Source organism: Mycobacterium neglectum, assembly GCF_002591975.1.
GTDB lineage: Bacteria > Actinomycetota > Actinomycetes > Mycobacteriales > Mycobacteriaceae > Mycobacterium > Mycobacterium neglectum.
On sequence record NZ_NVQE01000001.1, the window covers coordinates 108,593 to 129,981 of the forward strand.

Consider the following 21,389-nt stretch of genomic DNA (forward strand, 5'->3'; position numbering starts at 1 on the left):
CTCGCGACACCGTTAGCCGCCGACTGCGATGCGTGGCAGCCCGGGAGTCCGGCTCCTGGCCCGGGTATCCAACCGCACCCGACCGATCCGCCCCCGACCGGAAATCTCCGTGCCACCATCGGTGCCGACCATCTCGTAGCCACAGACCCTGGCATCCAGCCGGACCGAGGCGCCCTGCCAATCGCCTCCGGTGACCAGCAATGTGCACCCCTTCTGCCTGGCGCGAGCGGTCACGGCCCGCGCCCTGCTCATCGGCACCGAACGGCCGGCCAGCGCCAGCACCACCAGATCCAGACCGTCCAACAGAACCGCGGCCACCTCCACCGGATCGGAACCGGGGTAGGGAATAACTGCAATCCGACTCAGATCCGCACCCATTTCGACCGCCGCCAGCAGGCCGACGTCGGGCTGCCCGACGATCGCCGCATGACCCCCCTCCGCGGTGGCCGCAGCCACCATCCTGAGCATCAGCGACCTGGCCCCGGACAGCACCGCCACCGTCCCTCTGGGCAACAGCCGTGGCAGGGTGCCGGACACCGGCTGCTCCGGCAACGCATCGGTGGATGGGCCGATCGGCGGATCCAAGGTCTCCAGCAAAGTTTCCTGCGCAGAATTCGTGCCACTCGCAGAGACCCTGCACGCACCCGGGGTTTCCATCTTCCCGGAGACTTCGGCTATCCTGCGACGTAGTTGTTCTACCTGTTCAGCACGCTCTTTTCGGTGCCGATTCAGATCCGTCGCCACCGCCACAGCAGCACCTCCAGCATCATTCGAAACAACAATTTTCGAACATATGTTCGAAACCTTGAGTAAACACCGCGCCGGGCTGGACAGTCAAGAGGAGACAGACGCCCACAGCGGCATCACAGAATCACTCCCAGATAAGGGAATGCGCTGATACAGGCGCTGCGTTACAGTTTCTGACACCAGATCCCGTCTCGAAATGGGACCTGCTGCACACGGTTTTCGCGGACGTCCGCGCCGACCGAAGATCACCACAACGGGAACACCAGTAAAGGACCGAACATGGCATCAAAGCGTCTGGGTCGTCGGATTTCGGCAGCGGTTGGCGGTGCCGCCATCCTCGCGATGATCGGCTTCACCGCTGCGTGCAGCACCGAAAGCGACGAGGCCCCCGAGACATCGACCACCACCACGACCACCACGACGGCGCCCCCGCTGACTCCGACCGAGAAGCGGGCACCCGACGGCGGCGACATCTTCACTCCGCCGGTGACGGCACCGCGGGCGACCGTCAACCCGAGCCACCGATAACTGAGCGACACCTAGACACTGAGGGCGGGTCCGAACACCGTTCGGGCCCGCCCTTAGATCGCACTGGAATCATGAGTACGGTGACCGCTCGCCTGCTGTCGGCTGTGCTTCTCGTCGGAGCCCTGGCGCTCGCCGCCGACCTGCGCGTGGGCCAGGAGCCCCTTGATGACAAGCTCATCGAGGGCCCGTACGCATCGCTGCTTGCCGCGTCGACCGATCTCGGGCCGGCCCGCGAACAGAGCATCCAACTCACCGCCAGCCTCACCGATCAGTCGGAGCCGCAGGCCCTGATGGACTGGGCCCGCGAAAAGGCGCTGTCGGTCCAGTGGCGTCCCGGCGACGACTGGGTGGTCGTCGAGGGATCGCCCAATGCCGTCGAACGGGCATTCGACGTCTCCGTGCGCGACTATCAGGGCAGGAAAGGCCAGCACTTCTACGCCTCGCCGCATCAGCCTTCAGTGCCCGAGCACCTACGTGACGAGGTGTCTGAAATCGGCCGAATCCTCAGCTACACACCGCATCACATGTCACGTCCCGACCACTTCCCACTCGATGTCCCCGACCAAGGGTTGGCCCCCGACGCGCTGCTGAACACCTATAACGCCGACGATCTGGCCCGGGCCGGAATCACCGGCGAGGGGATCACCATCGTGATATTCGCCTTCGACGGTTTCAATCAATCCGACCTCGACAAGTTCACCACCACTTTCGGCCTGCCGCAGTTCACTCCGGAGGTGGTCGGTGGACTGCCCGGCGAATCACGCGGCGAGCTGTCGATGGATCTCCAAGTGGCACATGCCATTGCGCCCGACGCCCGCAAGGTCGTGGTGAACGCTCGTCCCACCGTCGAAGGTGATGGCGGATATCGCAAGATCGGCGAGATGCTCGAGGACACCGACCGGCAGTTCCCCGGTGCGGTATGGAGCTTCTCCATCGGCTGGGGCTGCGACAAACTCATCACCGCCGCCGACCTTGCTCCGATACGGTCCGCGCTGCGCACGGCCCAGAGCCACGGCACCACCGCCTTCAACGCCAGCGGTGATCTCGCCGGCATGGAATGCAGAGGCGGACAGGACTGGTCATCACCACCCAGCGAACAGGACATCGGCCTCGACTCGGTTGCCTCGCTGCCCGAGATGACCAGTGTCGGGGGCACCACGCTGTCCACCGATGCAAACGGAGCGTGGGTATCTGAACAGACCTGGTTTGATGTACCGCTGTCCCAGGGCACCGGTGGCGGCGTATCGACACTGTTCGATCTGCCGCCCTGGCAGCGCCAGGCCGCCCTCACGGTCCCGTCCGAACGCAACACCGGCAAGCGCATGACACCGGACATCGCCGCGGTGGCCGACCCGTTCACCGGGGTGAAGATCGTGCTCGACGACCAGATCGTCGCCGGTGGGGGCACCTCGCAGTCGGCGCCCATCTGGGCCGGGCTGACAGCGTTGATGAATCAGTATCTGCTCGACAACGGCGGCACGCTGATCGGCGACATCAATCCGCTGCTGTACCGCATCGCCCAGGGTGCGCCGCGGCCCGCCTTCCGAGATATCACGTTGGGCGGCAACGCCGTAGACCTCGCCGCCCCGGGTTATGACCTGGTCACCGGACTGGGCACCCCCGATGTCGACAACCTGGTTCGCAACCTGCAGATCGCCCAGAAGGTGTCGGCCTGATGAGCGCCCCAGGCATGATGGAGTGCCCGGTCTGCCAGATCGATGTGCCCGCAGGCGAATACTGCGGACTGTGCGGCGTCCCGTTGGCGGAGCACAAAAGTGGCGACGGCCCGCACTGGTTGCGCGCCCGCGCCTTCAGCGCCGCACCCGGACAACGTCTGCTGTCGCCGGCGCTGACGAGTTCTCTGTTCCCACACCTCCCGCCGCGGTCGCGCAAGGTGTTCCTGATGGGCCTGGTGCTGCTCGTGGCTGCCCTGACCGTCGCGACGTTCATGCGCATGCCCGCCGCTCTCATCGCGATCGCCTCACTCGGCCTCCCGTTGCTATTCGCCTTGTACCTTCGGGAATCCGGTGTATCCCGCGATATCCCACGCAGCACGTTGGCGCTGACGGTGACGCTCGGGGTCGTACTCGGAGTCGGCTGGGTACTGCTGACCGGTGCCGCAGTGGCCCGCGCCTACGGCGTTCCGCTTGGCGCGGGGATCGCCAGCGGACGAATTCTGCGCGACGGTATCGGGGTGCCGCTGGGCAGCATGCTGCTCATGCTGGTGCCAGCGCTGGTGGCCCGGTTCGCCTGGCGAGGCAACCGGGAAGCCTTGGACGGCTACGCCATCGGCGCGCTGGGCGCCCTGACGTTCACCGCAGCGGCCACCCTGACCCGGCTGGCACCACAGTTCACCACCGGGATGGTCAACCGCATCCGTCCACTGGATGGACTGCTCGTCGAGGCCGGAATCCGTGGAATCGCCATGCCGCTGACCGCCGCCGCCGTCGGTGGCCTGATCGGCACCGCGCTGTGGTTCACTCGACCGCCGAGCAAGGTCGGTAAGAACCGCGGCCTCGTCGGGGTAACTCTCATCGTGATCGCGCTGCTGGTGATCGCCGTCTATGTCGGGCTGGGCCTGGTCGACGTCGCCCGCTTTCCACAGTGGTGGCAGCTGGCACTGCACCTGACGCTCACCGGACTCGCGCTGCTCGCGCTGCGGATCGGTCTGCACCTGGCACTGTTGCACGAGGCGCAGGACGAGATGCACAGCGACGAAGCTTTGCTGTGCATGGAGTGCAATCACGTGGTGCCCGACGCACCGTTCTGCGCACGGTGCGGTGCTGCCATGCACGCGTCGTCACGACGATCACGCAGGACGCGGCGCGAGGAACGTCCGATTCGGGTCACCGAGGAGCCCGCCGACGGAGAGATAATCGTCGGATTGCTGCCCGGCTACTCGCTGCAATCCGGCGCGTTCGAGGTGACCCAACCGCCGAAGACGTCGTTCCGAAAAGTGGTGCTGGTACTGGGGATCGCGATCGTCGTGCTGGCAGGCGGCTTGGTCGGCCTGTCCGCGGCGATCTCCAAACCCGCGCCCAAGTACGTCTGCCCGCCGGACTGTGGGAGCCCGCCGATGAACCGCGCGGTGGAGATCAACCCCCGGTTCACCGCCGCCGACGGGGCGTTCTCGGTGTCGTACCCGGTCGAGGGGGCGGCCTACGAGGTCACGAAGAACGACAACGGGATCACCGCGGTACTGCAGGCCGGCGATGGTGGCACCATGCAGTTGTTCAGCCGTCCCGCGGCCGGGCTCACCCCGAAGGAGATCGCCGTCGAACTGGTGAACCAGACCTTCCCGGACACCAGGACCGCGTACGAGATCCCGAACACGTTGGTCGGCTATCAGCACGGATATGGGCTGGCCGCCGATTGCTGGCCGCAGGGTGCGATGACCAGCTACTCGCGGATGCGCGTCATCGTGATGGTCGCCATCAAGAACGATCTGGCCCTGGTTGCCGCCGCGGTCGGCCCGTACCGCGCCTTCGGACCGGACTTCGGTTCCGGTAAGCCCTCGGCCGCCAATCTCCAGTTGGCACTGGATATGGGCAAGTACGTCAACAGTTTCAGCTGGCGCGGCGACCCGCCCCGGTAAGGCACCTTTCGTCACGTCGTGCTTCGGCAATGCCAAATGGTGACATTGACAAATGTCACCAATAGGGGGTGTACTCATCGTGCGCTCGACCAATGGAGGTCCGAATGCCCGAGCAGTCCCTTCCCGCCCGTGGATCGTTGCGATCCCGCGGCGCCGCCACGATCAGCAGCGTGACATTGCGGCAGATCAGCGCGATGTTGCCACCGGAGCGAGCCTGGGGACTATGGGCTTCGCGTCAGATCGTGGCGCGTGTCATGGACACCTTCGGGCCCTCACTGGCGGGCACCCGGGTCGAGCCCGTAGACGTCCGGCTCGCCGATGGCCGCAGGGTGGTCGGGGAATGGGTGCGCGCTGACCCCGGAAGCATTGGCGAGAGTGCCATCTACTACATCCACGGCAGCGGTTACGCCCTGTGTTCACCGCGAACCCACCGCAGGCTGACCGCCTGGCTGTCCCGGCTGACGCGACGTCCGGTGTTCTGTATCGATTACCGGCTGGCTCCGAAGTACCACTTCCCCACCGCCGCCGACGATGTGCGCGCGGGCTGGGACTGGTTGCGCACCGAATGCGGCCTCGACCCCGACCAGATGGTCATCGCCGGTGATTCCGCGGGTGGCCACCTCGCCGTAGACCTTTTGCTGCAGGCCCGTGTCCCGCATCCGGCCGCGATGGCCTTGTTGTCCCCACTGTTCGACCTCACTTTCGGGCTGGCCCGCGCCCGCGAGGCGCTGCGGAACGACCCGGCAATCAGGGCCTCGGATGCCGCGAAGCTCATCGGCTTGTATTGCAGCGGAACAGATCTGGGCCATCGCCGGCTGACCCTCGATGTCGCAGGAGGCCGCCGCATGCCCCCCACGCTGATCCAGGCCGGCGGCGCCGAGATGCTGCGGGCCGATGCTCACGCCCTCGACGCGGACATCCGTACCGCGGGCGGAACCTGCGAACTCCAAGTGTGGCCGGATCAGGTTCACGTCTTCCAGGCGCTTCCACGGCTGACACCCGAGGCGCGACCGGCGATGCGCCGAATGGCAACGTTCGTCTCACAGGCGTTGCACGACAACACCATCGACCAGGCAGCGGGGTGACGTTTGTGGGCCTGTTCGGACCGTCGAAGAAACGCAGCCATGACGCCGCGGCAGTAGTCACCGGCGCGGGCAGCGGCATCGGTGCGGCATTCGCCGTCGAACTCGCCAAACGAGGTGGCCGCGTGGTGTGTAGTGACATCGACGAGAACGCCGCCCGCACAACCGCCGACGCGATCATCGCCGCCGGCGGTGAAGCGACGTTGCTGCGCTGCGACGTCTCGCAGATCGACGACGTCACCGCGCTCGCCAGCCAGGCCCAGTCCTGGTTCGGCGGCCCGCCGACCGTGGTGATCAACAACGCCGGAGTGGGTGCGGGCGGCCTACCCATCGGCGAGATGAGCCTCGACGACTGGCAGTGGGTACTCGACATCAACCTCTGGGGACCGATCTACGGCTGCCATGTCTTTGCGCCCATCCTGCGCGAGGCCGGATATGGCGGAATCATCAACGTCGCCTCCGCTGCGGCGTTCGGCGCGGCACCGGGGATGGCCGCCTACAACGTCAGCAAGGCGGGCACGCTGTCGTTATCCGAGACGCTGGCCGCCGAACTGTCCGGAACCGGCGTCAACGTCACCGTGCTGTGCCCGACCTTCGTCAAGACCAATATCGTCGACGCGGGCCGGATCTCGGAGCGGTCAACGCAACTGGCCGATCGGCTGATGCGCTGGACCGGGTTCTCTCCCGAACGGGTGGCCCGCACCTGCCTGGACACCCTCGACCGCGGTGGCCTCTACTGCATGCCGCAACCCGACGCCCGAATCGGCTGGGGCATCAAACGTCTCACCCCGACGGTGTACACCCGCGCCGTCGGCCTCACCACCCGAGTGACGACACCGTAGGAGGATCGAGATGGCCATCAACATGGACGTGATGCTCGACAAGATCAAGGACCGGCAGTGGGCGCTGGCCGACATCGATTGGGATGCGCCGGGTGCCGAGATGATCACCGACGAACAGCGGCCCAAGCTCAAGGCCTTCATGGCCGACCTCTGCTGGATCGAGAACATCGGTGCCCGCGGCTTCGCGGCGCTGGCCAAGAAGGCCCCGACGCCGACGATCGCCGAGATCTATCGCTACTTCCACGCCGAGGAACAGCGGCACGCCAATGCCGAACTCGCGCTGATGAAGCGCTGGGGGATGCTCGAAGACGGCGAGGTCCCCGAACCCAATGTCAACATCCGCCTGGCGATCGACTGGCTGGACCGCTGGGCGGACGATATGCCGCTGTCGCTGCTGGGCACGGTCATTCCGATGCTCGAGGTGGCGCTCGACGGCGCTCTGCTGAAGTTCCTGCTCGACGAGGTACACGATCCCGTGTGCCATCAGGTCTTCGAGAAGATCAACAACGACGAATCTCGGCATCTTGTAGTCGATTTCGAGGTGCTCGACATGATCGGTCACGCCAAGATCCGGCGGTTGCTGATCGACTTCGTGGGCCACAATGCCACCCCGGGTCTCATCATCGGCGCGATCATGGGTGCACCGCTGATCAACCGGATTCGCAACGAGATCACCGCGATGGGCATGGAGCCCGAGCGGCTGTACAGGGCAGTGAAGCGATTCAAGGAACTCGGCGATCGCGGCCAATACACCCACCGGGTACCGACTTACCTGTTCCTGCGGCGCTATGCCGGGGTGGTGACCAACCCGCGTCATCCCTACCATCTGCTGGCCAACTCCATGGTCTGGATCTCCGACCGGTATCCGCGGCCGCTTTTGCCCTCGGTACCGAGCTGGGTCAAAGAGGTCACCCACGAGCCGGCGGCCTGATGATGAGCACCCACATCTACGACACACTCATTGTCGGTGCGGGATTCAGCGGCATCGGCGCGGCGATCAAACTCAGCCAGGCCGGCGTCGACGACTTCACCATTCTGGAGCGCAGCGACCGGGTCGGCGGTACCTGGCGGGACAACACATACCCCGGTGCGGCCTGCGATGTTCCGTCTCTGCTGTATTCGTACTCGTTCGTCAAGAACTCGTCGTGGTCTCGGGCCTACTCTCCGGCTGACGAGATCTGCCGCCACATCGAGGACATGACCGCGAAATTCGACATCGGACGCCGGATCCAGTTCGGCGTTGAAGTCAACGGTCTCGACTTCGACGAGAAGACCGGCGTCTGGGCGGTGAAGGTAAAAGATAAACGCTCCAAGACTTTTCATGCACGCACCGTCGTGCTGGCATCGGGTCCGCTGCCCGACCACAAGGTGCCCGACATCCGCGGTCTTGACACCTACCGGGGACACACCATCCACAGCGCGCGGTGGGACCACGACTACGACTTCGCCGGTAAGCGAGTCGCCGTCATCGGCACCGGCGCCAGTGCCGTTCAGATCGTGCCGGAGTTGGTCAAGCAGGCCGAGTTCGTCAAGGTCTTCCAGCGCACGCCGGGCTGGATGCTGCCACGACTCGACATCGCCACCCCGGCTGCGGCACAGACTCTGTTCGCCAAAGTGCCTGCCGTTCAAGAGCTTGCGCGTCAGGCCCTTTACTGGGGCCACGAGATCACCGCGACCGCAATGGTGTGGAATACACCGCTGACGGGGCTGGTCGCCAGATTGGGCAAGGCCCACCTGCGCAGGCAGGTGTCCGACCCCTGGCTGCGGCGGCAGCTGACACCGGATTTCACCCCGGGTTGTAAGCGGATGCTCGTCTCCAGCGACTATTACCCGGCGCTACAGCAGGACAACTGCAAGCTCATCGACTGGCCGATCGCCACGGTCAGTCCGGTGGGCATTCGTACCAGCGACGGTGTCGAGCACCATCTGGACTGCATCGTCTTCGCCACCGGTTACGACGTGCATCTGACGGGGCCGCCGTATGAGGTCACCGGTATCGGCGGCCGCTCACTGTCGCAGGAGTGGGCAGCGGGTGCGCAGGCCTACAAGAGCATCAACGCCAACGGCTATCCGAATCTGTTCTTCATGACCGGTCCCAACTCGGGGCCAGGCCACAACTCGCTGCTGGTCTACGTCGAGGGCCAACTCGACTACGCGGTCAACGGCATCACCACGATTCTGAAGGAGAACCTGAAGTATCTGGATGTGCGCAAAGAGGTCCAGCAGCGCTACAACGAGCGCATCCAGCAGCGCCTGATCAAGACGACGTGGATGTCGGGATGCAGCAGCTGGTATCTGACGGCCGACGGCTTCAACGCTTCGATGTACCCCGGCTTCGCCACGCAGTATCTTCGTCAGATGCGCGACTTTCGATTCAGAGACTACGTCGCCGTGGAACACGGCGTGCGCACTGGCAGCAGCGCCCGCTCAAGCGCATGACCAATCCGCCCGACAGGCCACCGCGCCAACAGGCGGGGGCGATCTCGGCGATACTGAGAACCCTGCGGCGCGCACCTCGCCGCGTGCGGCGCGGCTCCCGCGACGTCATCGAGACCGCCGTATCGCAGTTGTTCGATGCGGCGGTGCTTCATCCGCACGCCGAAGCGACCTCTGGTGAGTACCGCATCGACGATCTCGCACGTACGGCGGGCACCACGACACGCAACATCCGGGTGTACCGCGACCGCGGACTGCTACACCCGCCACTGCGGGTCGGGCGTATCGCGCTGTTCAACGACACGCACCTGACGCGGCTGCGGCTGATCACCTCGATGCTGGACCGCGGCTACAACATCGCCCACGTCCACGAGATGCTGTCGGCCTGGGAGCAGGGTAAGAACCTGGGCGACATGCTGGGAATCGAATCGGCGATCGCCGGCAGCTGGGCGACGGAAAAACCCGAGCGGATGAGCGTGGCCGACGCCAGGCGGTTGGTCGATGACGACCCCGGATTCGACCGCATGGTCGGGTTGGGCGTGATCAAGCTGGAGGACGGCGAGGCAGTCGTGGTGCGCCCCAAGCTGATCGAGGCGTTCAACGAGATCAGACAGTACGGTGTTGCCACCGACAAACTGATCGACCTACACGAACAGATCTCGCCACTGCTCGATCAGATCAGCGGAATGCTGGTGCAGGCGGGTATCGAGGAGGTTCTGCACCGCGTCAACCCGGGTGCCGCACTGCCGCCGGATACCGAAGTGGCCGAACTGATCACGATGCTGGTGCGCTTCCGCACCCAGGCTGTCTCGGCGGTGTCGGCCACGTTGGCCTTCTCCATCGAATCGACGATCGAAACGACTGTCGGTCAGATCCTCGGCGAATTCATCGAGAAGGAACCGCCCGTCCCCGAAAACCACGAGGACGCCTGATCACTCCCATTCGATGGTGCCGGGCGGCTTGCTGGTGATGTCCAGCACCACACGGTTGACCTCGCGGACCTCGTTGGTGATACGCGTGGAGATGCGCTCCAGAACCTCGTAGGGCACCCGCGTCCAGTCCGCGGTCATGGCGTCCTCGCTGGACACCGGGCGAAGCACGATCGGATGACCATAGGTGCGGCCGTCGCCCTGAACTCCCACCGAACGGACGCCGGCAAGCAGCACCACCGGACACTGCCAGATCTGGTGGTCCAGTCCGGCAGCGGTCAGTTCCTCCCGCGCGATCGAATCGGCACGCCGCAGCGTTTCCAGCCGCACAGCGGTCACCTCGCCGACAATCCGGATGCCAAGTCCTGGGCCCGGGAACGGCTGGCGTGCAACGATTTCCTCGGGTAGGCCGAGTTCTCGCCCGACCGCGCGGACCTCGTCCTTGAACAGCAGCCGAAGCGGCTCGACAAGTTTGAACTTGAGGTCGTCTGGCAGTCCGCCGACGTTGTGATGGCTCTTGATGTTTGCAGTTCCCGACCCGCCGCCGGACTCCACGACATCGGGGTACAGCGTGCCCTGCACCAGGAAGTCGACCTCAGAACCGGTATCACCCACGATATCTCGGACAGCACCCTCGAACGCGCGGATGAACTGCCTGCCGATGATCTTGCGCTTGCCCTCGGGGTCGGTCACGCCGGACAGCGCTTCCAGGAATCGGTCGGCGACGTCGACGGTGACCAGATTCGCACCGGTGGCCGCGACGAAGTCACGCTGTACCTGCGCCCGTTCCCCTGCTCTCAAGAGACCGTGGTCGACGAATACGCACGTCAGCCTGTCACCGATGGCCCGCTGCACCAGTGCGGCGGCCACTGCGGAGTCCACGCCGCCGGATAGACCGCAGATCGCCCGCCCGTCGCCGATCTGGTCGCGCACCTGGTCGACGAGCGCGTCGGCGATGTTCGCCGGCGTCCACGTCGAGTCGATACCGGCGAATTCATGCAGGAACCGGCTGAGTATCTGCTGGCCATGCGGAGTGTGCATCACCTCGGGGTGGTACTGCACTCCTGCCAGGCCCCTTGACCTGTTCTCGAACGCCGCGACGGGGGCGCCGGAACTGGTGGCAACCACGTCAAAGCCCTCAGGGGCGGCGGTGACGGCGTCACCGTGGCTCATCCACACCGGCTGGGTCGTGGGTAGGTCGGAATGGAGTTCTCCCCCAGTAACTTCCAGTTGAGTGCGGCCGTACTCGCTGGTCCCGGTACGAGCGACGGTACCGCCCAGCACCTGCGCCATCGCTTGAAAGCCGTAGCAGATGCCGAATACCGGCACCCCCAAGTCGAATACTTCGGCGTTCAACTGCGGCGCGCCGTCTTCGTACACGCTCGAGGGGCCGCCGGAAAGCACGATGGCCCGTGGGTCACGGGCCTTGATCTCCTCCACGGTCGCGGTATGCGGAATCACCTCGGAGTAGACGCGCGCTTCGCGGACACGGCGAGCAATCAGTTGCGCGTATTGCGCTCCGAAGTCGACGACCAACACGGGACGGGGAGGACCTGTTGTCACCCGGACAGTCTAATCAGCGCGAACTCCCGTGACGTCCACGCTCATGCCTCAAGTATGCCCGGGGACGAAACTGGGAATGGTGAACTGGAGGCACGAACCCCAACCAAAGCGAGGTCACCCAGTGCTCGGTCTACCCGAACAGATTCGTGCCACCCTTTTCGACCTCGACGGCGTGCTGACGGACACCGCCAGCGTGCACAAAAAGGCCTGGAAGGCGATGTTCGACGACTATCTCAAGGCCGACGCCGAGCGCACGGCCACCGAATTCGTGCCATTCGACGTCGACGCCGATTACCTGAATTACGTCGACGGCAAAAAGCGCGAGGACGGGGTCCGGTCCTTCCTGGCCAGCAGGGGTATCAACCTGCCTGACGGTAATCCCGACGACGGCGCGGACGCAGAGACGGTCTTCGGCCTCGGAAACCGCAAAAACGATGCGTTTCAGCACACGCTGCACACCGACGGGGTCGCGGTCTTCGAGGGATCGCGCCGCTATCTGGAGGCGGCCGTCGACGCGGGGTTCGGCACCGCGGTCGTGTCGTCCAGCGCGAACACCCGCGAGGTGCTCGAACTGACCGGGCTCGACAGATTCGTCCAGCATCGTGTGGACGGGGTGACGATGCGGGAGCAGAACATCGCGGGAAAGCCGGCACCCGATTCGTTTCTGCGCGCCGCGCAGCTACTCGACGTCACGCCCGCGGAGGCCGTCGTGTTCGAGGATGCGCTCTCGGGCGTCGCAGCAGGACGTGCCGGGAAGTTCGGCTACGTCGTCGGCGTAGACCGAGTCGGGCAGGCAGAAGCACTGCGGGACAACGGTGCTGACGTCGTCGTCACCGACCTGGCGGAGCTGATGTTGCGATGAACACCGGCGACAATTTCACCGTCGAGCCATGGCATATCCGCGAAACCTCACTCGATCTCGACCTTCTGGATGAGTCCGAGTCGCTCTTCGCGCTGTCGAATGGCCATATCGGCATGCGCGGCAACCTTGACGAGGGCGAACCGCACGGGATGCCCGGCACGTACTTGAACTCGTTCTACGAGGTTCGTCCGTTGCCGTACGCCGAGGCGGGCTTCGGCTATCCGGAAGCCGGCCAGACGATCGTCAACATCACCAACGGCAAGCTCATTCGCCTGCTCGTCGACGACGAGCCGTTCGACCTGCGATACGGCGATCTACTCGAACATGAACGCATCCTTGATATGAGGGCGGGCACGCTGACGCGCACCGCACATTGGCGCTCTCCGGCGGGCCGGCAAGTGAAGGTGACCTCGACCCGCCTGGTGTCGCTTGCGCAACGCAGCGTCGCCGCGATCGAGTACACGGTCGAGGCTCTCGACGAGTTCGTCCGCGCCACGGTCCAATCCGAGTTGGTCGCGAACGAAGCGGTACCCGCGTCGTCACACGATCCGAGAGTCGCCTCCGTACTCGACAAGCCGCTGAAAGCCGTTCAGCACGAACACTCCGAATGCGGGGCGATCCTTCTGCACCGCACGAACTCCAGTGGGCTGTTGATGGCAGCGGCGATGGACCACGACGTCGAGGTTCCCGGACGTGTCGAAGTAACGACGGGCGCGGGCGAGGATTGGGCGAACACCACAGTGATCTGTGGTCTCCGACCGGGTCAACGACTGCGCATCGTCAAGTACCTCGCGTACGGGTGGTCGAGCCTGAGATCGCGCCCTGCACTACGTGATCAAGCAGCCGCGGCTCTCAGCAGCGCGCGCTACACCGGTTGGGAAGGCCTGCTCAAGTCCCAGCGGGAATATCTCGACGAGTTCTGGGACTGCGCCGACGTGGAGGTCGAGGGTGATCCCGAGAGCCAGCAGGCGGTGCGGTTCGGACTCTTCCATGTCTTGCAGGCCAGCGCGCGTGCCGAACGTCGGGCGATCCCCGGAAAGGGATTGACGGGCACCGGGTATGACGGTCACGCGTTCTGGGACACAGAGGGTTTCGTGTTGCCACTACTGACGTATACGGCACCGTATGCGGCCGCCGACGCCCTGCGATGGCGGGCCTCCACTCTTGACCTGGCCAGGGAGCGCGCCGCACAACTCGACCTCACCGGCGCCGCCTTTCCGTGGCGCACCATCCGTGGTGAGGAATGCTCGGCATACTGGCCGGCAGGGACGGCTGGTTGGCACGTGAACGCCGACATCGCAATGGCGTTCGAGCGGTACCGCATCGTGACGGGTGACGAGTCGCTGGAAGCCGAGTGCGGGCTGGCGGTCCTCGTCGAGACGGCGCGGCTGTGGCTGTCGCTCGGGCATCATGACCGGCACGGGGTGTGGCACATCGACGGAGTCACCGGGCCCGACGAATACACGGCGGTGGTGCGAGACAACGTCTACACCAATCTGATGGCGGCCCACAACCTTCGAACTGCCGCCGAGGCCTGCCTGCGCCACCCTGATGGCGCCGACGAGCTGGGTGTCACCGCGGCGGAGATGGCCGATTGGCGAAACGCGGCCGACGACGCGTTCATCCCGTTCGACGACGACCTGGGCGTCCATCCGCAGTGCGCGGGATTCACCACCCTTCGGGAGTGGGACTTCGTGTCCAACACCACCTATCCCCTGCTGTTGCACGAACCCTATGTGCGGCTGTATCCGGCTCAGGTGATCAAACAGGCGGATCTGGTGCTGGCCATGCACTTGCAGAGCCACGCGTTCACACCGGAACAGAAGGCGCGCAACGTCGACTACTACGAGCGCCGGACCACGCGCGACTCATCGCTTTCGGCGTGCACGCAGGCGGTGATGTGCGCAGACGTCGGCCACCTCGAACTCGCCCACGACTACGCGTATGAGGCCGCGTTGATCGATCTGCGCGATCTGCACCACAACACCCGTGACGGCCTGCACATGGCCTCACTGGCAGGTGCGTGGACGGCGTTTGTATCGGGCTTCGGCGGGCTGCGCGACGACGACGGCGTACTGTCGCTCGACCCACACCTGCCGTCCGGCATCACCAGACTCCGATTCAGGCTGCGGTGGAAAGACTTCCGGCTCACTGTCGATGTGAACCACGAGAACGTCACCTACACCGTCCGCGACGGGCCGCACACCTCGTTGACCATCCGGCACGCCGGCGAGGATTTGGAGCTCAGTACGACGAACGCTTCGACAGTCACGATCCGGCCACGTGAACCTCTGCTGCCCGAGCCGCAGCAGCCGCCCGGCCGGAAGCCCTTGCTCCGCAAGGCGCGCTAGGGCGTCAACACCGTCGAACCATGGGTGCGCCGGCCTTCGAGATCGCGGTGCGCCTGCGCGGCGTCCTTGAGCGCGTACTGCTCACCGACGGTGAGAACGATGACGCCCTTCGCGATTGCGTCGAAGAGTTCACCACAGCGCCAGGAGAACTCCTCGCGGGTCCGGTTGAAATGACTACGCATCGGACGCGTCAGATACACCGAACCGGCGGCGTTGAGCCGCTGTGGATCGACCGGCGGTACCGGCCCACTGGCGGCCCCGTACAGCGCGAGCGTTCCGCGTACCGCCAGGCTCGCAAGGCTCGCGTCGAACGTCGACCGACCGACGCCGTCGTAGACCGCGACGACCCCGTTGCCGCCAGTGAGATCGCGGATCCGCGCACCGAATTTCAGCGGGTCATCCGGATAGTCGAGCACATCGGCCGCTCCTGCTTGTCGAGACATGTCGGCCTTCGCCGACGTCGACACCGTCGTGATCACTCGGGCGCCCAAGGACGCAGCCCACTGGGTGAGGATCAGCCCGACACCACCTGCGCCCGCGTGCACCAGGATGTCGTCGCCCGGCTTCACCGCGTACACCGACCTGGTCAAAAAGTGCGCGGTCAGTCCTTTCAGCAGTGCCGAAGCAGCCACCTGATAGGTAACGCCATCGGGGATCTGGAAAACCAAATCAAGCGGTGCAACACAGTATTCGGCATAGGTGCCCACCGCATCAGCGCTGGCGACCCGATCACCGACGCGCAGGGACGTCACCCCATCGCCGACACCGGCCACAGTGCCCGACACCTCGCTGCCGGGCACGAAGGGCAGATCGTGTGGGTATGCGCCGGTCCGGAAATAGGTGTCGATGAAGTTGACACCGATGGCTTCGGCCTTGATCAACACTTCTCCCGGGCCCGGATTGGGCTGGGCCATATCGACGTACTCCAGAACCTCAGGTCCTCCGTTGTGAGGTACCTCGATCGCGTGCATGGTCATGCTCCTTCCGCAAGCCGGGCTCCCTTTCGTCACCATCAGCCGAGATGCGGCAGTTGCGGTTTCGTGGGAACAACGATGACAGTGGGACCGTCGGCGTCGAGCGCAGCGGTGAACTCATCGGCCAGCATGTCGGTGCTGTTCACCTCCACCGCACGGCATCCGAAGCCGGAGGCGATTGACGCGATGTCGAGGCCAGGCAGCTCCAACCCTGGCACGTTTGGCGTCTCCTCCAGCAGCGCAAAGGATTTGAGGATCGCATACTCGCCGTTGCGCAGCACCACGAACACGATCGGCAACTTGTGCTGCGCCGCGGTCCAAATCGCCTGGATCGAGTACTCGAACGAACCATCGCCGATGGTCGCGACGATGTGGCGTTTGACGCCACGGGCGCGATCACCCAGTGCGATGCCCACGGCTCCGGGCACGCCCCAGCCGATGCCGCCGCTTCCCGTGGCGAAGAAGCTCTTCGAGTGGGTCGTCGGCAGCCAGTTGAACAGGTCGACCATCGTCGACGTCGACTCCATGACAACGGCGGAGTCGTCGGGTTTGACGGTACTGATCACCTCGTACACCGCATTGGAGGTCATCGGCGCCTTCGCGGGAACGTCAGAGCGTCGGTCGCGCACCAGCGGTGCGGGGCGCTCGCGGTCGGCGGGCACCCGGACGATTTCGGTCAGCCGCGTGAGCGCCACACCGACATCGCCGACCAGGCTGTCGCCCACCGGGGCCACCGCGGACAGGTGCGTATCGGCGGTGATCTGCAGTAGTTCGGTGCCTTCAGGTAGGAACTCGCCCGCCACATAGGGGTAGTAGCGGAATACCTGGGCACCGATCACCACGACGAGGTCGTGACCGTGGACTGTCTGCTCGACCTCAGCGATGGTCATCGGCAGCGGCCCTGCATAGAGCGGGTGATCCTCGGGGAACGAGATCCGGTCCGCCAGCGCGCTGCCATACACCGGTGCGCCCAGTTTCTCGGCAAACGCGATGCCCGCGTCCCATGCTCCGGCCCGGTCGACCTCGGGGCCGAGCACCAACATCGGGTGCTGCGCCGCATTGATCCGCTCGGCGAATTCGGCCAGCCGGGTGGCATCCGGCGCGACCCGCTCGCTGATGCTGCGCACCACGGCCGGACCCAGCGCCTGCTTGTCCCAGTCGTCGAGTGGGATCGACAGGAACACCGGGCCCATCGGCGGCTGCATGGCCACCGCATACGCCTGCATGAATGCCGCGGGCACATCTTCGGCGCGAGCCGGCTCGTAGGCCCACTTCACCCACGGCTGAGGCAGCTGCGTCGCGTTCGGATTGTTCAGATATGGGTCGTAAAGCGACATTTCACGAGTCTGCTGTCCCGCGGTGACGATGAGCGGAGTGTTGGCGCGGTACGCCGCGATCAGACTGCCCATCGCGTTACCGGTCCCCGCAGCCGTGTGAAGATTCACCAATGCAGGCTTGCCGGTGGTCTGAGCGAACCCGTCGGCCATCGCCAATGCCGATGCCTCCTGCAGCGCCAACACATAGGTGAAGTCGTCGGGGAAGTCTCGCAGGAACGACTGCTCGGTGGAGCCGGGATTCCCGAAAACGGTTGTCAGGCCCAGTGTTCGAAGCAAGTCATACGTCACGTCGTGGACAGTCTTCTGATCGGCCATGGTTGCGTCCCTCGAAGTTGGAATAGATTTCGACTGCCGGGTGTTGTGCTGCAGCCTGCCAAGAGGGTCGCCTGTGTGATACCCCAGCGTCATCGGCGCTGGCAGCCATTCGGCCGTCGGCTGACGGGAAGAGTGTGATTACCGCTAGCGGGTACGGCGCTAAGCCAGCTGTTTCGAGTCAGGCAGTCCACCGGTCGCCTCGAACACCACCCGCCTGCCGATTTCGACAGCGTGGTCGGCGAACCGCTCGTAGTAGCGACCCAGCAGTGCAACGTCGACCGCGGAGCACACACCGTCCTGCCACTTGTGGTCGATCAGCAACGTGAACAGATGCCGGTGCTCTGCGTCCACGGCGTCGTCCAGGTCGTGCATTTGTGACGCCTTTTCCAGATCACCGGACAACAGCACCTCACGTGCAATCCTGGCCAAAAGGACCGCACGAGTACCCATCTCCGTGAAGCTGGCTCTGACGTCGTCGGGCAACGCGCAGTCAGGGTGGCGCAACCGCGAGATGCTGGCGACGTGCACCGCAAGTGCACCCATTCTTTCGATGTCGGCGCCGACGTGGATAGCGGAGACCACCGTCCTCAGGTCGCCGGCGACGGGCTGCTGCAGCGCGAGCAGTTTGAGCGCTGTGTCCTCGGCCTGACGGCCCATGACCGCGATGTGTTCGTGCTCGGCGATGACCTGTTCCGCCAAGGACAGGTCTGCCTCAAGCAGAGCCCGTGTCGCGTCGTCCAATGCCTTCGCTGCGAGGCCGCACATCTCAGCCAGCCGCGCGCCCAGGCCCGACAATTGTTGGTGATAGGCGGTGCGCATCGGCACTAGGTACCCGGGGCCGATCAATTCAAACGCGTTTGCTGGTGATTTATCCTGCCGAGCTGACCGGCTCGATGGGCAGGTGTCGCAGGGCCGCGGGTGCATCGGCAGGGACAACGGGGTGGTTCGGCGAGATCGGCGCAAGACGCCTATAGGGCTCACCCTGCGCCGGGCGCTGATCGATTTCACCTTTGTTGGGCCATAGCGACGCAGCGCGTTCTGCCTGCGCAGTGATCGAAAGCGACGGGTTGACACCGAGATTCGCCGAGATCGACGCGCCATCGTGCACCGAGAGCGTCGGGTAGTTGTACACCCGCTGATACGGATCGATGACGCCGTGCTCGGCGGTGTCACCGATCGCGGCACCACCGAGATAGTGAGCGGTCAGCGGGATGTTGAACAGTTCGCCCCAGGTACCACCCGCGACACCGTCGATCTTGTCGGCGATCCGGCGCGTGACCTCGTTGCCGACCGGAATCCACGTCGGGTTCGGCTCGCCGTGGCCCTGCTTGCTGTCCAGCCGCCGGAAGCCGAATTTGGTGCGACGCGTAAAGGTCGTGATGGAGTTGTCGAGGTGCTGCATCACCAGCGCGATCATGGTCCGTTCGCTCCACTTGCGCGGGTTCAGCAGCCGCAGCAGCTTGCGGGGGTTCGACCCGGCCTGCTGGAAGAACTGCTTCCATCTTGGAACATCCGATCCCGAGGGACCCGCACCGTCGGTCATCAGCGTCTGCAGCAAGCCCATGGCATTGCTGCCCTTGCCGTATCGCACCGGCTCGATGTGAGTGTCTGCGGTCGGATGGATCGATGATGTGATCGCCACCCCGTGAGTGAGGTCCAGATCTTTGGACACCTCGAAGCGTCCTGCGCCGACGATCGACTCGGAGTTGGTCCTGGTCAGCACGCCGAGCTTCTCCGAGAGCTTCGGAAGCTTGCCCTTATCGCGCATCTTGAACAGCAGCTTCTGCGTGCCGAACGTGCCGGCCGCGAGCACCACGTGGGTGGCGGTGAGCGTGCGGCGCTTACGCAGCAGACTGCCGGTGCGTGCGGTGCGCACATCCCACAGGCCGTCGGACCGTTGCGAGAAGCTCGTCACGGTTGTCATCGGAACGATCTCTGCCCCAGCCTTTTCCGCCAGGCCGAGGTAGTTCTTCAGCAGCGTGTTCTTGGCGCCGTATCGGCAGCCCGTCATGCAGGAACCACATTCGATGCAGCCCGTGCGCATCGGGCCGGCGCCGCCGAAGTACGGGTCCGGAACGGTCTTGCCCGGCGCCTTGGTGCCGTCGGGGCCGAAGAACACACCGACGGGCGTCGGAACGAACGTGTCCTCGACGCCCATGTCGGCGGCGACCTCTTTCATGACGCGGTCGGCATCGGTGAACGTCGGATTCTCGACCACGCCGAGCATCCGCTGCGCCTGGTCGTAATGCGGGGTCAGCTCGCTACGCCAGTCGGTGATCTGCTTCCACTGTGGGTCGTTGAAGAACGCGTCAGGGGGCACGTACAGGGTGTTGGCGTAGTTGAGCGATCCGCCGCCAACACCCGCGCCCGCCAGGATCATCACGTTGCGCAGCAGGTGGATTCTCTGGATGCCGTACATCCCGAGCCTCGGCGCCCATAGGAATTTGCGCAGGTTCCAGGAGGTCTTCGCGAATTCCTCATCAGCGAAACGCCGGCCGGCCTCGAGAACGCCTACGCGATAGCCCTTCTCGGTGAGCCGCAGCGCGGTGACGCTGCCCCCGAACCCGGAGCCGATGACCAAGACGTCGTAGTCAGGCTTCATTTGCCCAGTATCTACTTACCCGCCAGTAACTACTAGTCAGGTCACCCTTAGTGGGAGCCTTCAGTCGCCGACGGTCAGGCCGACCTTCTGGAACTCCTTGAGGTCGCAATATCCGGCCTTGGCCATCGATCGTCGCAGGCCGCCGACAAGGTTGAGTGAGCCGAACGGATCGTCTGAGGGGCCGGTCAGCACCTGCGCCAGCGACGGCCGCTCGCCGATGGCGACCTGCAGCAGAGCGCCCCGCGGCAGCGACGGGTGGGCCGCGGCGGCGGGCCAGAACCAGCCTCCCCCCAGCGCCTCTGCGGCGGTGGCCAACGGGGTACCGAGCACCACGGCGTCGGCGCCGCACGCAATGGCCTTGGCCAGATCGCCGGAGGTATGGATGTCGCCGTCGGCCAGCACGTGCACGTAGCGGCCGCCGGTCTCGTCGAGGTATTCGCGGCGTGCGGCGGCGGCGTCGGCGATCGCGGTCGCCATCGGCACGCTGATCCCGAGCACCTCGTCGCTGGTGGTGACACCGCTGGTCGACCCGTATCCGACGATGACGCCCGCCGCGCCGGTACGCATGAGGTGCAGGGCCGTGCGGTGGTCGAGCACACCGCCGGCCACCACCGGAATGTCGAGTTCGGAGATGAAGGTCTTCAGGTTCAAGGGTTCGCCGACTCCGTGATCCTGGGCGACCCGCTCGGCGGAGATGATCGTGCCCTGGATGACCAACAGGTCGACGCCTGCGGCGACGAGCGCCGGCGTCAGCGCCGCAGCGTTTTGCGGACTGACCCGAACGGCCGTCGTCACCCCGGCGTCGCGGATCCGTGCCACCGCGGCCCCCAGCAGGTCGGGGTCCAACGGCGCGGCGTGCAGTTGTTGCAGCAAGCGGATCGCCGCCGACGGTTCCGGCTCTCCCCAGCTGTCGCGGGGGCCCGTCTCAGCTGCGGCGATGATCTGGGCGATCTTCTCATCGACGTCCGCGTGCCTACCGATCAGGCCCTCACCGTTCAGCACGCCAAGACCGCCCTGACGACCCATTTCGATGGCGAATTCCGGGGACACCAGCGCGTCGGTCGGGTGCGCGACCACCGGGATCTCGAATCGGTACGCATCCAATTGCCAGGCCGTGGATACGTCCTGGGACGAGCGGGTGCGGCGCGACGGCACAATGTTGATGTCGTCGAGTTCATATGTGCGACGGGCAGTTCGGCCCATGCCGATTTCAACTGTGTCACGCA

Annotated in this window: 17 protein-coding genes; 10 read left to right on the forward strand and 7 right to left on the reverse strand. The window is 65.1% G+C overall.

Annotated features, from left to right (window positions below; translation table 11 throughout):
- Positions 1 to 12: 12 nt before the first annotated feature.
- Complete coding sequence (locus CSQ99_RS00490) at positions 13 to 750, reverse strand: hypothetical protein (protein ID WP_099037082.1); 738 nt, start codon at positions 748 to 750, stop codon at positions 13 to 15.
- A 276-nt stretch (positions 751 to 1,026) separates the two neighbouring features.
- Between CSQ99_RS00490 and CSQ99_RS00495 the strand changes: the two genes are divergently transcribed.
- The 8 genes from CSQ99_RS00495 (at position 1,027) to CSQ99_RS00530 (ending at position 10,162) form a co-directional block, all read left to right on the forward strand.
- The gene (locus tag CSQ99_RS00495; protein ID WP_099037083.1) at positions 1,027 to 1,275 is read left to right on the forward strand and encodes a hypothetical protein; all 249 of its coding nucleotides are present in this window, start codon (positions 1,027 to 1,029) and stop codon (positions 1,273 to 1,275) included.
- 71 nt (positions 1,276 to 1,346) lie between these two features.
- Positions 1,347 to 2,951: a S53 family peptidase gene (locus tag CSQ99_RS00500; protein WP_099037084.1), complete on the forward strand. Its 1,605-nt coding sequence runs from the start codon at positions 1,347 to 1,349 to the stop codon at positions 2,949 to 2,951.
- Positions 2,951 to 4,870: a DUF2339 domain-containing protein gene (locus CSQ99_RS00505; protein ID WP_099037085.1), complete on the forward strand. Its 1,920-nt coding sequence runs from the start codon at positions 2,951 to 2,953 to the stop codon at positions 4,868 to 4,870. The genes CSQ99_RS00500 and CSQ99_RS00505 overlap by 1 nt, the downstream gene beginning before the upstream one ends.
- Positions 4,871 to 4,974: 104 nt before the next feature.
- On the forward strand, positions 4,975 to 5,955 hold the full coding sequence (locus CSQ99_RS00510) for an alpha/beta hydrolase (RefSeq protein WP_176560801.1): 981 nt from the start codon (positions 4,975 to 4,977) through the stop codon (positions 5,953 to 5,955).
- Positions 5,956 to 5,960: 5 nt separating this feature from the next.
- A complete protein-coding gene (locus CSQ99_RS00515; RefSeq protein WP_176560824.1) occupies positions 5,961 to 6,794 on the forward strand; it encodes an SDR family NAD(P)-dependent oxidoreductase in 834 nt (277 codons plus the stop codon).
- A 10-nt stretch (positions 6,795 to 6,804) separates the two neighbouring features.
- Positions 6,805 to 7,725: a reductase gene (locus CSQ99_RS00520; RefSeq protein ID WP_099037086.1), complete on the forward strand. Its 921-nt coding sequence runs from the start codon at positions 6,805 to 6,807 to the stop codon at positions 7,723 to 7,725.
- Positions 7,725 to 9,233, forward strand: coding sequence for a flavin-containing monooxygenase (locus CSQ99_RS00525; protein ID WP_099037087.1), 1,509 nt, complete (start codon positions 7,725 to 7,727; stop codon positions 9,231 to 9,233). The genes CSQ99_RS00520 and CSQ99_RS00525 overlap by 1 nt, the downstream gene beginning before the upstream one ends.
- Complete coding sequence (locus CSQ99_RS00530; protein WP_176560802.1) at positions 9,230 to 10,162, forward strand: MerR family transcriptional regulator; 933 nt, start codon at positions 9,230 to 9,232, stop codon at positions 10,160 to 10,162. Before CSQ99_RS00525 ends, CSQ99_RS00530 begins: the two co-directional genes overlap by 4 nt.
- On the opposite strand, the gene guaA is transcribed toward CSQ99_RS00530, so the two are convergent.
- A complete protein-coding gene (guaA, locus tag CSQ99_RS00535) occupies positions 10,163 to 11,722 on the reverse strand; it encodes a glutamine-hydrolyzing GMP synthase (RefSeq protein WP_099037088.1) in 1,560 nt (519 codons plus the stop codon).
- Positions 11,723 to 11,798: 76 nt separating this feature from the next.
- On the opposite strand from guaA, the gene CSQ99_RS00540 reads away from it, so the two are divergent.
- Both CSQ99_RS00540 and CSQ99_RS00545 read left to right on the forward strand, forming a co-directional pair.
- Complete coding sequence (locus tag CSQ99_RS00540) at positions 11,799 to 12,584, forward strand: beta-phosphoglucomutase family hydrolase (protein WP_176560803.1); 786 nt, start codon at positions 11,799 to 11,801, stop codon at positions 12,582 to 12,584.
- A complete protein-coding gene (locus tag CSQ99_RS00545; protein WP_099037090.1) occupies positions 12,581 to 14,935 on the forward strand; it encodes a glycoside hydrolase family 65 protein in 2,355 nt (784 codons plus the stop codon). Before CSQ99_RS00540 ends, CSQ99_RS00545 begins: the two co-directional genes overlap by 4 nt.
- On the opposite strand, the gene CSQ99_RS00550 is transcribed toward CSQ99_RS00545, so the two are convergent.
- The 5 genes from CSQ99_RS00550 to CSQ99_RS00570 form a co-directional block, all read right to left on the reverse strand.
- Entirely contained in the window at positions 14,932 to 15,906 is a 975-nt protein-coding gene (locus CSQ99_RS00550; RefSeq protein ID WP_099037331.1) for a quinone oxidoreductase family protein, read from the reverse strand. The two genes, CSQ99_RS00545 and CSQ99_RS00550, sit on opposite strands and share 4 nt — an antisense overlap.
- 41 nt (positions 15,907 to 15,947) lie before the next feature.
- Positions 15,948 to 17,561: a benzoylformate decarboxylase gene (gene mdlC / locus CSQ99_RS00555; protein WP_099037091.1), complete on the reverse strand. Its 1,614-nt coding sequence runs from the start codon at positions 17,559 to 17,561 to the stop codon at positions 15,948 to 15,950.
- A 159-nt stretch (positions 17,562 to 17,720) separates the two neighbouring features.
- Positions 17,721 to 18,380 (reverse strand): phosphate signaling complex protein PhoU, encoded by a 660-nt coding sequence (gene phoU / locus CSQ99_RS00560; protein ID WP_099037092.1) that lies wholly within the window; start codon positions 18,378 to 18,380, stop codon positions 17,721 to 17,723.
- 49 nt (positions 18,381 to 18,429) lie between these two features.
- Positions 18,430 to 20,163 (reverse strand): GMC family oxidoreductase, encoded by a 1,734-nt coding sequence (locus CSQ99_RS00565; protein ID WP_099037093.1) that lies wholly within the window; start codon positions 20,161 to 20,163, stop codon positions 18,430 to 18,432.
- Between the two features lie 60 nt (positions 20,164 to 20,223).
- On the reverse strand, positions 20,224 to 21,366 hold the full coding sequence (locus tag CSQ99_RS00570) for a GuaB3 family IMP dehydrogenase-related protein (protein WP_218014571.1): 1,143 nt from the start codon (positions 21,364 to 21,366) through the stop codon (positions 20,224 to 20,226).
- Positions 21,367 to 21,389: the final 23 nt, after the last annotated feature.